The sequence below is a fragment of the Paraburkholderia sp. SIMBA_054 genome (assembly GCF_046534875.1).
GTDB lineage: Bacteria > Pseudomonadota > Gammaproteobacteria > Burkholderiales > Burkholderiaceae > Paraburkholderia > Paraburkholderia hospita.
On the sequence record NZ_JAWRXV010000018.1, the window covers coordinates 88,544 to 100,792 of the forward strand.

The window sequence follows — 12,249 nt, forward strand, 5'->3', positions numbered from 1 at the left end:
GCGTCACTTGTTCGGCAGTGCATACGCGATCACATAGTCGCCGAGCTTCGTGCCGAACGACCCATGTCCGCCCGCAGCGATCACCACGTACTGCTTGCCGTTCGCTTCATAGGTCATCGGCGTGGCCTGGCCGCCAGCGGGAAGCCGCGCGCGCCATAGCTCTTCGCCCGTGTCGGTGCTGTAGGCGCGCAGATAGTTATCGGCCGTCGCGCCGATGAAGAACACGTGGCCTGCCGTCGTCATCGGACCGCCTAGCATCGGCATGCCCATCTTGAACGGCAGCGGAACGGGCGCGCTATCGCGAACCGTGCCGATGCGCTTTTTCCACACCACCTGGTTCGTCTTCAGATCGAGCGCTGCCACGTAACCCCATGCGGGCTGTTTGCAAGGCAAGCCGATGGGCGACAGGAACGGGTTCAGCTCCACCCCAAACGGCACGCCATATTGCGGCTGGATGCCCGATTCCGTGCCCGTGCCGCCCTGGCCGTTCTCTGGCGGCTGAATCGGGTTGTGTGGCCCGCGCGCGACGAGCTTCGAGACGAACGGCAGCGCGATCGGGTTCGCGATTGCGAGTTGCCGGTCGGTATCGACGGCGAGACCGCCCCATTCGAACATGCCGAGATTGCCCGGAAAAACCAGCGTGCCGTTTTCGGACGGCGGCGTGAACGGGCCTTCGTAGCGCAGCCGGTGAAAGATCACGCGGCACGCGAGCTGGTCGAACATCGTTGCGCCCCACATGTCGGCGCCGGATAGGTTCTTCGCGGGCCGGAAAGTCAGTTGCGAGTACGGCTGCGTCGGCGACACACGATCGCCTTCGGCCGCGCCTTGCGGCACGGGCTGCTCGGGCGCGGGCACGATCGGCGTGCCCGTGCGGCGATCCAGCACGAAGATGTTGCCCGTCTTCGCAGGCGCGTAGATCGCGGGCACGACGTTGCCGTTGCGGTCGGTGATGTCGGCGATGGTTGGCTGCGCGGGCAGGTCCATGTCCCACAGATCGTGATGCACCGTCTGATAGAACCACGCGAGCTTGCCCGTCGATGCATGCAGCGCCAGCAGCCCGCTGGCGTAGCGCTCGTCCTGCGGCGTGCGATTGCCGCCCCAGATGTCGGGCGTCTTTACGCCCATCGGCAGATAGACGAGGTCGAGTTTCGCGTCGTAGGCGGCGGGTGCCCACGAGTTGGGAGAATTCGATGTGAACGTGTGCTGGTCGTCGGGAATGGCGTTCGGTGTGGCCGAGCCTGGATCGAACGCCCACACGAGTTGTCCCGTTTCGACGTCGAAGCCGCGTATCACGCCGGACGGCTCGCGGGTCGAATAGTTGTCCGTCACCGCTCCCGCCATGACGATGATCTTGTCGGTGACGATGGGCGGCGAGGTCGGCTCGTACTCTCCCACCGTGGTCACCGGTTGCAGATGCTGCAAGTCGAGGTCGCCGTCGTTGCCGAAGCCGGCGCAGCGCTGTCCCGTTGCGGCATCGACTTCGAAAAGATGGCCGTTGTTGACGGGCAGGATCACGCGGCGCGCGCACGCGGGCAACGCGCGTTGCGCGGCTTCGTCCTTCGCGGCGGCGGCAGCCGCCGACTCGTGATACGACACGCCGCGGCAGGTCACGTGCTGGAAGCTCGGGTCGGTTTTCAGGCCCGGATCGAAGCGCCATTTCTCCTTGCCTGTCGCGGCGTCCAGTGCGAACAGGTTCTGATGCGGCGAGCACAGATAGAGCATGTCGCCGACCTTCAGAGGCGTGACTTCGTCGGTGATTTCACCGGGATCGTTCGGGCCTTTCTTGTCGCCCGTCTGGAAGGTCCACGCGACCTGCAGGTCTTTCGCGTTTTCCTGGTTGATCTGCGTGAGCGGCGAATAGCGGGTGCCCGCTTGCGTGCGGCCGTATGCCGTCCAGTCGCCGGCATGCGAGTCGGGTTGCATCGGCGACACGGCCGCGTTTTCCGCGACCTTGCCGTTGATCTCCTGCGGGTCGTTGAATGCCGCATACGCGAGCGCGACCCCCGTGAGAACGAGGCATACCACGAGCGCAACGGCGCCGCCCCGCCGAGCGGACACATCGAACAGACGGAAGACGAACGGCGACAGCAGCCAGACGCCGAACAGAACGAGGATATCGGTGCGCGGCGCAAGCGCCCAGAAATCGAAACCCGCTTCGAAGACGGCCCATATCAATGTGCCGATCAGCAAGAGGGAATAGAGCGACAACGCGAGCCCGTTGCCGCGATGGATCAGCCGCGCGACGGCGAGCAGAACGACGCCGGCAACGATGTAATAAGGTGAGCCGCCAATCGTGACGAGCCAGATACCGCCTATCAGCAGATACAGACCAGCCAGCACGGCAAAGAGAACACTGAGCCATCTTGCGACGACGGACGGTGACCGGTGCCTCGACGGGCCTTTAGAGGTGCTCGCTTTGCTCTCGTCGTTCATGCTGTCAGCCTCCTGTTCGTGCTTCACGGCGCGTTGCGCGTGCGATGCTCAACCTGTATCGGTTAGCAACATGCGGACCTGAACGCGTATGCGAAGTGGATCAGTGCGGAAGGCGATGCGGCACATGCGTCCTGTTGACTCGACTTATCCTGCACCGTGTCTGGACGCATCGCAAGCAGACAGTCACTACACAAAACTTTCTAGAGGCATGACGCGTGCGATAGCACGCGAACACGTTCAGGCCGTGCTGAATTCGAGCGTGCGTGTGTCGATTGTCCTGATGACGCTTTCGCAAGCAGGCGCGCCCGTCTTCAGATGGACGACGAGATCGTAGGTTGTCGAAGGGCGAGTGAGCATCAAACAGGTGGACTCTGTGTTCGTGACACGCGTCGCGTGCCAGACGTTAGGCCGCATGCAAAGACCTTTGCCAACGGGAATCTCGAATGCGCGCAGCGAATTGAGGTCCGGCTCGCCGTCTTCGAGCGACGTCGCGACGATATGCACGACGGGTGCCGTCAACGGCACGATGGCCTGCTGCGTCAAACGATGCAATTCGAGCGCGGAGATCTCTGCGCCACGATTGCGGTACACGACCCAGAGTATTTCGGTTTCGCCCGCTGTGCCCGTATCGAACAGATGCTCGCGCCAGAAGTCCGACGCGGGGCTGACGAACGCCGGCGCGTCGCCGTCCGTGCGCACAGGCTTGCCGAGCATCCAGCCATACGGTTCACAGCGATTCACTTCGAGCGGTTCGATCGGTATGGAAAGAGCGGTCAGCATGTCGGCGTACTCGTGTTGATGAATGGATCGGTCATGCATGCGAGATGGCGTCGTCCGATGGCGGGAACAGCGCGAACTCTGGCCCATGCTTCAGGCTGAAATCGAGCACGACGTTCAGCGCGAGCCGCGTGATCGACTCGGCAAGCAGGCTGTCGGGCGTGCGCCGGTACGCGGCGACCAGCGGCAACGCGGGCACGCGGTGCGTGACTTGCAGCAGTTGCAACTGGCCCGTTTCGAGTTCGCGCATCACGAACGCGGGCGGCAGCACGGCAATACCGAATCCGTCGACCACGAGCCGGATGATCGCCGCCACCGACGAAAGACAATTGATCTGCACCTGCACGTCCCCGCTAGCCGCGAACAGGCCCGTCAGAAACTCATGCGGCGGCGAATGGCGCGCGAAGCTGATCACCGGATACGCGGCCAGTTCAGTTTCGGTGAGCGCCTGCGCGGACAGATTGAGCGCCGGGCTTGCCATCCAGCGCATCGGGAGACTGCCGAGCGGAACATTCGTCATGTCCGCGCCAGCGACGCTCGTCGTCTGAAACGACACATCGATATGGCCGTTCGCCAGTTGCGCGGAGAGATTCGCGGATGTGTCGCTGGTCAGCTCGATCACGAGGTTCGGATACTCGTCGCGGATGCGCTTGAGCAGATCGGGCAGCCATGTATGCACGATCGATTCGATCGCGCCGAGCCGCAGCAGGCCCGAGACCTTCGAGCGATCGCCGACGCTCGCCAGCATCGCCTGATTCAGCTTCAGCATCTGTTCGGCGAATGGCAGCGCTTTGCTGCCGTCCTGCGTGAGCGTCGCTTCCTTCGAGCCGCGCTCGAATAGCCGCACGCCGAGTTCCTGTTCGAGCGCGGAGATGCGGCTCGAAATGGCCGCCTGGGTTGCGTGCAGCCGCTCGGCCGTCAGGCGGAAGCTGCGCAGTCGCGCCAGCCAGACAAACGTTTCGAGAAATCGCAGATTCATTCACAACCCTGACGAGGCAAGCACGAATGGCTCAGTGTAGCGCCGCGTCACGCCTTGGGTGACAAGAAAAATTTCAACCACGCGACAACTTTAATTTGTTGGACACGCACGGCGCACGCGCCAACACTTCGCAGCAAATGCCCGTTGATGGAAGGGCAAACACACTGTCAAACCAGAGGACGTTGCGATGAAGAAAGTGTCATGCGAAATCGAAGGCGGGCTGCACGTCGAAGTGAACGCGAGCCGTCTCGTGATTGCGGGCTGGGCGGGACGCGACCACGCCGAGGTCGAGCATCATATTCGCGAACTGGAAGCGATCGGCGTGCGCAGGCCGTCGAGCGTGCCATGCTTCTACGAAGTCGCGCCCGCCCTGCTGACGACGGCGGACAGCATTGAAGTGATCGGCGACCATTCGTCGGGCGAAGTGGAAGTCGTGCTGATCCAGACGCAAGAGGATGGCTTGCTGGTCGGCATCGGTTCGGATCATACGGACCGCAAGGTCGAAGGCTATGACGTTGCCGTGTCGAAGCAGATGTGTGCGAAGCCGCTCGGCAAAACGCTGTGGCGCTATGCGGACGTGGCTGCGCATTGGGACGCGCTGATCGCGCGTAGCTGGCGTATCGATGCGAGCGGCGAGCGTATCCGCTATCAGGAAGGCACGCTTGCGCGGCTGATGCATCCCGAGCCGCTGATCTGGCGCGCGTTCGGTTCGACGTCGATGATTCCCGAGACCGTGCTGTTCTGCGGCACGCAGCCCGTGCTCGGTGCGCTGACGCCCGCGGGCGCGTACGAACTGGAGTTGCACGATCCTGTGCTGGGACGCAGCTTGCGGCATCGCTATAGCGTCGATGCGCTTGCGCATACGGAGTGATCGCGATGCGCACCATTCGTGATTCCGGCAAGGCGCTCGCGGCCAACAAGCTCTCGGCAGGCGAACTGCTCGACGCGAGCCTCGCGGCTATCGACGCCGACCTCGCACGAGGCGGATCGACCTACACGCATATCGACCGGGTGGCGGCACGCGAAGCGGCCGCCAGCAGCGACGCGTTTCGCGAGCGCGGCTACGTGCCTTCCGCGTTGGCGGGCGTCCCCGTTTCGGTAAAAGACCTGTTCGACATCAAAGGACAGGTGACGACAGCGGGCTCGCGGATACTGCGCAACGCGGCGCCTGCCGTGCGCGACGCTGCCGCCGTCGCGCGTTTGCGCGAGGCGGGCGCGGTGTTCGTGGGCCGCACCAACATGAGCGAGTTTGCGTTCTCCGGCCTCGGGCTAAATCCGCACTACGGCACGCCCGTGAATCCTGCTCATGCGAAGCGTCTTGCGGGCGGCTCCAGTTCAGGCGCGGCGGTGTCTGTCGCGCTCGGCCATGTGGCCGCCGCGCTCGGCACCGACACGGGCGGCTCGGTCCGCATTCCCGCCGCGTTCTGCGGACTGATCGGCTTCAAGCCGACCGCGCGGCGCGTGCCGCTCGACGGCATCGTGCCGCTGTCAACGTCGTTCGATTCGATCGGGCCGATTGCGCGCAGCGTCGACTGTTGTGCGCTGATCGACGGCATTGTCTCCGGACAAGCGCTCGACACGGCGCCGCGCCCGCTCGCAGGACTTCGGCTCGGTGTCACGTCCGACTACGTGGCTGACGATCTCGACGAGACCGTCAGCACCGCGTTCAATCGCGCGATCGGCATGTTGCGGCGCGCGGGCGCGTCCGTGGAGCGCTTTGCGTTTCCCGAGTTGCATGAGGTCGCGGGCCGCTATCCGCTTGCGGGCATCACGGCGGCGCAGGCGTGGGCGTGGCATCGCGAGCACGTCGCGCGTGATGCTGATGGGTACGACCCGCGCGTGCTCAAACGTCTGCGCGCAGGAGAAGGGCGCAGCGCCGCCGACTATATCGACCTGCTCGCCGCGCGCGAGCGCTTCGTGCGCGACACGCGGGCGCGTCTTGCGAGATTCGATGCGTGGCTGATGCCGACTGTCGCCATCGTTCCGCCTGCCATTGCGAGCGTCGAAAGCGACGACGAGGCGTTCTCGTCGACGAATGCGAAGGTGCTGCGCAATCCCGCTGTCGTGAACTTCATGGACGGCTGCGCGCTGACGTTGCCTTGCCATCGCGAAGGCGAACTGCCCGTCGGCCTGTCGATCTGCGGGCCTGCGCTCGCCGATGCATCGATTCTCGCGATAGCGCGCAGCATTGAAGCGTTACTCAGGCATAGCGAGACTGTCGTGCCCGCATAACATTTGTTTATCGACAGCAAAAAGAATTTCTCGTTGGACGCGCAATTACGGCGAACGAATACTGGATTTCAGGCGCGATGAGATCGACGGCGCGCTTGTTTAGCACCTTTACCGCATTCATGACCAAAGTGAGGCAGTCCGTGAATCAAACTTTTCGCTCATTAGCTGGTGTCGTTGCGCTGGCCGCTATTCAGACATCCGCGCATGCCGCCGATGCCACTCCCGCTGTCGTGCTGATCGGGCACGCGGCGCCGCTCACCGGGCAACTCGCGAACATGGGCAAGGACAGCGAAAACGCTGCGCGCCTCGCAGTCGATGAGATCAACAGTCAGCACCCTGTGATCGGCGGCAAGCCGGTACGTCTGCAACTGGACTCGCAGGATGATGCCGCTGATCCACGCACGGGAACCCAGGTCGCGCAAAAACTGGTCGACGATGGCGTGGTGGCCGTAGTCGGCGACATCAACTCAGGCGTGTCGATTCCCGCGTCGCGCATCTATAGCGAAGCGCAAGTCGTGCAGATTTCGCAAGGCTCGACGAATCCTGCTTACACGCAACAGGGCTACAAGACGACGTTTCGCGTCGTGGCGACGGATGCATTGCAGGGACCGGCACTCGCGCGTTACGCGCTCAATTCGCTGCACGCGAAACGGATTGCCGTGATCGACGATTCGACGGCTTATGGACAGGGCCTTGCCGACGAGTTCGTGAAAGCGGCGAAGGCGAACGGCGGTACGATCGTCGCGCGCGAAGCGACCAACGACAAGGCCACCGACTTCCGCGCGATCTTGACCAAGATCAAGGGGCTGCGGCCCGACGTCATCATGTATGGCGGTTCCGATGCGACGGCGGGACCGCTGGTGAAGCAGGCGGCGAATCTCGGTATGACGGCGAGCGTGCTCGGCGGCGACGGTGCATGCACGGACAAGATGGTGAGCCTTGCGGGCGACGCGATCGGCAACCTGGTGTGCTCCGAAGCGGGACTCGCGCTCTCGAAGATGCCGAAGGGGCAGGAGTTCGACCGTCGTTACACCGCGCGCTACAAGGTGCCCATCGATGCGTACGCGCCATTTGCGTACGATGCCGTCTACGTCATTTACGACGCGATGAAGCGCGCCAATTCGACCGAGCGGACCAAAGTTCTCGCTGCGATGCCCGTCACGCAGTATGACGGTGTGATCGGCAAAATCGCATTCGATATGCACGGCGATCTGAAGGACGCGGCCATTACGATTTATCAGTTCAAGGACAAGAAGAAAACGGTAATGGATGTGATTCGAATGTGAGATCGTATCCGCGCATCGCGCGGATACGAATTACCGTTTGAATTGCATGGATTGATAGTTGATAAGAAAAGAGAGTAGCGGCGCGATGTGAATCTGCTCTATTACCCGCGCTGTGGTGCTCGTCAGTACCGACGGCGCGACCGGATCGAGTAGTGAAGTACGACAAAAAGCACGCGCATTGACGGCTTTCCTGACGGGTTCCTTTCAATTGTTCGCGGAAGATCTCCAGCGAATGCTCAAGGCGAAGTGGGACCACGGCGCGAATAGAAATAAGTACTCTGACTTCCTGTCACTTTGCTTTCGATTTGTTCCCCTAAAGCACGCAAACGTTAGCGCGCATATAAGGCAAATACTACCGTCGCATAAATGCTGAAATAGGAAAAGTTCAAGTATTACGGCGAATTACATGTGATATCTTTCGGGCCGTTCCAGGCTTTCTAGTTTGTCTGTCCATCTTGGCCATGACGGCCACACGTCGAAGAGTGTCCGGTAGTCCGGCAAACAACAATTCATGCAAGTTCAAAACGCCCGTCGCTGGGCGCCTCGCGGGGCACGGCGATGGCTTGCCGCGATTGCCGCGCTCTGTATTGCGAGTGGCGTGCGTCTTCTCCTGCATCCGCTGCTCGGTCCAGCGATGCCGGGCGCTGCGTTCTGCGTTGCAGCCGTCCTGATCGAGTACTACTTCGGCCTTGCGCCAGCGCTGACCATGATGCTGGCCGGCGTGTGCATCGGCGACTATCTGTTCGTGCCGCCTTACGCGATGTTTGGTTTCATCGACCGCTCCGATGTGCTGTTCGTCGTGTCGTACCCGATGGTTGCGCTCGTCTTTATTACATTGGTTGAAAGGTTGAGGCGCGCGCAATTTCGCGCGGAGCTGATTACGTCGGTCGCGCAGTCGCGCTACGAGATGCTGCTGCGTCACGACAACGATCGCATGCTCGCGCGCCGCGCCGTCGATGAAACACACAGGCTGCTGCGTCATCTGTCGCAACACAGCAAGTCGTTTGTGCTGATTCAGGCACTCGAGCGCATGCCCGCATGGACCCACGGTACTGACGCTGGCAGCACGCGCGAGGCCGGGGCCAGCGTTCTTGCCGTTGCGCTGCCACCAGCGGAGATCGCACCAGGCCCTCGCTTCGACGATGTCGACCCCGAGGATATTCGCCGCCTTTCGAACGCACTGTGGCCCGGCTCGCATCGTGTGCGGCTGCGCGCGGGCGATGCCACCGCGATGCATGCATCGGCAGGTGTTCAAGGCGAGACGGGCGATAGCGCCGCGCAACTTGTCGATTGTGTCTGCGAACGCTTCACGACACACGCGGGCGATTTCCTCGTGCTGCGCGTCGGCGAGTGACGCCTATGAAAACCTCTGTCCGAACGATCTTCAACGAAGGCGACGGCCATGCCGTGCTGATGTTGCATGGTCTATCCAGCTCGCCGCTGGAATTGCGCTACCTCGCGCGCTTTCTGAACGACGAAGGCTTCACGACCTGCGTGCCCGTGCTCAATGGCTACACGGCGGGTTCGAAAGAGCAGGCGATGGAGCACTGGCTCGACGCGGCGACACGAGAATACGATGCGCTTGCCGCGCGCTACGAGCGCGTGTCGATCTGCGGGCTTTCGATCGGCGCGGCGCTCTCGCTCTCGCTCGTGCATCGTCGCCCGCAGGCACAGGCTGTCGCGCTGCTGTCGCTTACGCTCGCGTACGACGGCTGGGCGATTCCGTGGTATCGCTTCTTGCTGAACTGGGCGTACTACTCGCCGTTGCGTTCGCGCTACCGCTATCGCGAATCGGCGCCGTATGGACTACGCAACGACGCGCTGCGGGCCAAGATCGCGCGCGCGATGGAACGCGACGACTTCAGCGAAGTCGGCCCATCGACGATCTCGCTGCCCGCGCTGCACGAAGCCAGCCGGCTCGCGGCGAGCGTGCGCTCGCAAGTGCGCGCAATCCGCAACGACTGCCTGATCATTCACGCCATCGACGATGAAACATCGAGTCCGCGCAATCCACGCTTCGTGTCTTCGTCGATTGGATCGACGTTCTTGCGCACCATCTGGCTCGACGATTCGTATCACATGATTACATCCGACAACGAGCGCGAGATCGTCGCGCGGGAGACCGCGCTGTTCCTGCGCGAAAGCGAAATCGCGAGCCGTACGGGCGATGCAGGCGGAAAGCCCGTGGTGTCGAAGGCGCTTGCACGCCGGTTGCGGCAACTGGCGGCGATGGGCAAAGGTCGCGCGTGATGGCGAAGTCGAGTTCCTTCATCGCGGCAAGACGCGCCGCTACGCTGGCGGCGGCAATGACGTTGACGCTCCACACAGCGGGAGCATGGGCTGACGAGGCGCCGCCTTCCTCTTCGTCCTCTTCGTCAACTTCGCAGCAAAGCGACGCGACAGCAAAGCCCGCCAGCAAATGGAAGATTGGCATCGGGCCGGGTGTCGTCATCACGCCGCTGTACCCCGGCTCGCGTGAACTGCGTGTGTTTCCCTATCCCGCGCTCGACATCTCTTACGACGATCGCGTGTTTTCGCAAGGTCCCGACGTGCTTGGCCTGAACGTGCTGCGCAGCGAGGACTATCACGTCGGTGCAGCGCTGAGCTTCGATTTCCAGTCGCGCCAGGAAAAGGACGATCCGCATCTGCACGGGCTGGGGAACGTCGACGGCGGTCCGAAACTGAAGCTCTTCGCTGACTACACGGTGTGGATGTTCACCGGGTCCGTGGCGATGTATCAGGACATCGCCGGGCATGGTCAGGGCAAGACCGTTGTCACCGACCTTTACGCGTCGCTGCCTGTTGGAGGCTGGCTGTTTTCGATGGGTCCCGGCTTTACCTGGGCGGATGCGGAGTACACGCGAACGTTCTTTGGTGTGTCGAGCCAGCAGAGCGCAGCGTCGGGACTACCTGCGTACAACACGGGCGCAGGCATTCGTGACGTGCATCTGAACGGCTACGTCAGCTACGACATTTCGAAGCACTGGGCCGCCTCGGTCGCGGTGACGCTTGGCCGTTTGCAGCACTACGCCGCCGCGAGCCCGATCACCGAGCGTCGAAGCGAACTCAATACGCTTGCATCGGTGAATTACCGGTTTTGATTTGAGGCAAGTTCCAGCCTGAACAGCAACGAATCCCGATCGGGGTAAGCGTACTTGACGGGCAATTCTCCAGCCGCGATCTGCTGAAACCCCTGACGTCGATAAAATGCATGTGAGCGCGTCGAAACGGAAGGGGTATCGAGCAGGATCGTTTCGATGCCTTTGAGCCTTGCATGCGCCAACAGCGTTTCGTAAAGGCGCGACGCGCATCCCATCCCCGCGCCTCTCCACGCTGCCGACACAAAGAACTTCTTCAGCACGGCAACCGTTGCCGTCTCGATCTGCAGGGCGATTGTGCCGACCACATGTCCTTGCTGGTCGAGTGCAATCCAGAAGCCACCGCCATTCGCGATGAAGTATCGATTGATATCGAGAAGCTCGGGCTGATCCTCGATCGATATGCCGACCTTGCTCTCGTCATTCTGGATATGCAGGATCAAGCCGACCACTTCGTCGGTGAACGAATCCTGAAAGGTGGCGATGCGAGGCGGTGTGGTCGCGGTGTGCATAGAAAAGTGCTCTCGGGCAATGTGCGAGGCACTACCTTATGCGTCGGGCAGGATGCGATCTAGAACGTTCTTGCGCTGTTTCGCCGCGCGACGGCGCCAGGCGTCACGCCGAACACGGCCTTGAAGTGGCGTCCGAGGTGGCTTTGATCCGCGAAGCCGGTTGCGGCGGCTGCGGCGGAAGGCGTCATGCCATCCAGCAACAAGTGCTTTGCGGTCTTCAGGCGCAGCACGAGCTGGTAACGATGTGGACTCAACCCAAACGCAGCAGTAAAGCGACGGCACAACTCTGACGCGGATAGCGACGCCTCGCGCGCCAGCTCGTCGAGCGACACGTTACGGCTGGAAAATGCCTGCAAGTAGGCCTTCGCGTCGCGCAGACGCTTGTCGGCGACTATCGAAGACGACTGTGCAGACGCATCGCGATTGTTCATCGAACCGAGCACCGCTTCACACAACAGCGCCCATTCATCGGGCCATGTCGATGACATGTGCGAGCTTTGCATCGACAGCGCAGCGAACTGCACGAACGGAGCCATCGCACGGCGCATCTTCACGGGCTGCGAAAACGCATGCGGCGAAACACCGTGAATATCGCACTGCAATTGCCATTCGGCGTCGGGCACATAGAGCATCACGTATTCGCAGCCGTGATCGCCGATGGACATTCCCGCATGGGCGACATGCGGTGGGATCGCGTACACCTCGCCGGCGTTGACGATCGACGGTTGCCGCGCGCTGGTCATCGAGTCCTTTGCGCCGCGTAGCACCGCGCCGATAGCCCACGTGTCGTGCGCATGCGTAGCAAACCGATGGTGCTCGAAGCGGGCATGAAGCACTTCGATACCCGCGCCGTCGACATAGCCATACTGCGTATGCTCTCTCGTTGCGAGCTGCGTGTTGTGTGCGGAATGGGGCATCGTACGTTTCATGAA

General features: G+C 62.2%; 11 protein-coding genes. 6 read left to right on the forward strand and 5 right to left on the reverse strand.

What is annotated here, in order from left to right:
• Nucleotides 1-3: 3 nt before the first annotated feature.
• From SB822_RS22435 to SB822_RS22445, 3 genes are all read right to left on the reverse strand, one after another.
• Complete coding sequence (locus SB822_RS22435) at nt 4-2,433, reverse strand: glucose/quinate/shikimate family membrane-bound PQQ-dependent dehydrogenase (protein ID WP_410855685.1); 2,430 nt, start codon at nt 2,431-2,433, stop codon at nt 4-6.
• A gap of 237 nt (nt 2,434-2,670) precedes the next feature.
• Nucleotides 2,671-3,213, reverse strand: a complete 543-nt coding sequence (locus tag SB822_RS22440; RefSeq protein ID WP_009771463.1) for an ureidoglycolate lyase — start codon at nt 3,211-3,213, stop codon at nt 2,671-2,673.
• Between the two features lie 31 nt (nt 3,214-3,244).
• Nucleotides 3,245-4,189 (reverse strand): LysR family transcriptional regulator, encoded by a 945-nt coding sequence (locus tag SB822_RS22445; RefSeq protein ID WP_007731552.1) that lies wholly within the window; start codon nt 4,187-4,189, stop codon nt 3,245-3,247.
• A 187-nt stretch (nt 4,190-4,376) separates the two neighbouring features.
• Between SB822_RS22445 and SB822_RS22450 the strand changes: the two genes are divergently transcribed.
• From SB822_RS22450 to SB822_RS22475, 6 genes are all read left to right on the forward strand, one after another.
• Entirely contained in the window at nt 4,377-5,060 is a 684-nt protein-coding gene (locus tag SB822_RS22450; RefSeq protein WP_410855686.1) for a DUF2848 domain-containing protein, read from the forward strand.
• Nucleotides 5,061-5,065: 5 nt separating this feature from the next.
• A complete protein-coding gene (locus SB822_RS22455; RefSeq protein WP_410855687.1) occupies nt 5,066-6,421 on the forward strand; it encodes an amidase in 1,356 nt (451 codons plus the stop codon).
• Between the two features lie 119 nt (nt 6,422-6,540).
• Entirely contained in the window at nt 6,541-7,707 is a 1,167-nt protein-coding gene (locus SB822_RS22460) for a branched-chain amino acid ABC transporter substrate-binding protein (protein ID WP_410855688.1), read from the forward strand.
• Nucleotides 7,708-8,218: 511 nt separating this feature from the next.
• A complete protein-coding gene (locus SB822_RS22465; RefSeq protein ID WP_410855689.1) occupies nt 8,219-9,061 on the forward strand; it encodes a DUF4118 domain-containing protein in 843 nt (280 codons plus the stop codon).
• Between the two features lie 5 nt (nt 9,062-9,066).
• Nucleotides 9,067-9,957: an alpha/beta hydrolase gene (locus SB822_RS22470; protein ID WP_079502202.1), complete on the forward strand. Its 891-nt coding sequence runs from the start codon at nt 9,067-9,069 to the stop codon at nt 9,955-9,957.
• On the forward strand, nt 9,957-10,808 hold the full coding sequence (locus SB822_RS22475; RefSeq protein WP_410855690.1) for a MipA/OmpV family protein: 852 nt from the start codon (nt 9,957-9,959) through the stop codon (nt 10,806-10,808). Before SB822_RS22470 ends, SB822_RS22475 begins: the two co-directional genes overlap by 1 nt.
• On the opposite strand, the gene SB822_RS22480 is transcribed toward SB822_RS22475, so the two are convergent.
• Complete coding sequence (locus SB822_RS22480) at nt 10,796-11,317, reverse strand: GNAT family N-acetyltransferase (protein WP_114223738.1); 522 nt, start codon at nt 11,315-11,317, stop codon at nt 10,796-10,798. The genes SB822_RS22475 and SB822_RS22480 overlap by 13 nt on opposite strands.
• A gap of 59 nt (nt 11,318-11,376) precedes the next feature.
• Nucleotides 11,377-12,234: a helix-turn-helix domain-containing protein gene (locus tag SB822_RS22485; protein WP_114223737.1), complete on the reverse strand. Its 858-nt coding sequence runs from the start codon at nt 12,232-12,234 to the stop codon at nt 11,377-11,379.
• Nucleotides 12,235-12,249: the final 15 nt, after the last annotated feature.

Excerpts from the sequence above, each read along its gene's own strand:
- SB822_RS22475 (WP_410855690.1), top strand. The coding sequence starts at position 9,957 with ATGGCGAAGTCGAGTTCCTTCATCGCGGCAAGACGCGCCGCTACGCTG.
- SB822_RS22435 (WP_410855685.1), bottom strand. The coding sequence starts at position 2,433 with ATGAACGACGAGAGCAAAGCGAGCACCTCTAAAGGCCCGTCGAGGCAC.
- SB822_RS22465 (WP_410855689.1), top strand. The coding sequence starts at position 8,219 with ATGCAAGTTCAAAACGCCCGTCGCTGGGCGCCTCGCGGGGCACGGCGA.
- SB822_RS22440 (WP_009771463.1), bottom strand. The coding sequence starts at position 3,213 with ATGCTGACCGCTCTTTCCATACCGATCGAACCGCTCGAAGTGAATCGC.
- SB822_RS22455 (WP_410855687.1), top strand. The coding sequence starts at position 5,066 with ATGCGCACCATTCGTGATTCCGGCAAGGCGCTCGCGGCCAACAAGCTC.
- SB822_RS22470 (WP_079502202.1), top strand. The coding sequence starts at position 9,067 with ATGAAAACCTCTGTCCGAACGATCTTCAACGAAGGCGACGGCCATGCC.
- SB822_RS22460 (WP_410855688.1), top strand. The coding sequence starts at position 6,541 with ATGACCAAAGTGAGGCAGTCCGTGAATCAAACTTTTCGCTCATTAGCT.
- SB822_RS22480 (WP_114223738.1), bottom strand. The coding sequence starts at position 11,317 with ATGCACACCGCGACCACACCGCCTCGCATCGCCACCTTTCAGGATTCG.
- SB822_RS22445 (WP_007731552.1), bottom strand. The coding sequence starts at position 4,189 with ATGAATCTGCGATTTCTCGAAACGTTTGTCTGGCTGGCGCGACTGCGC.
- SB822_RS22450 (WP_410855686.1), top strand. The coding sequence starts at position 4,377 with ATGAAGAAAGTGTCATGCGAAATCGAAGGCGGGCTGCACGTCGAAGTG.
- SB822_RS22485 (WP_114223737.1), bottom strand. The coding sequence starts at position 12,234 with ATGCCCCATTCCGCACACAACACGCAGCTCGCAACGAGAGAGCATACG.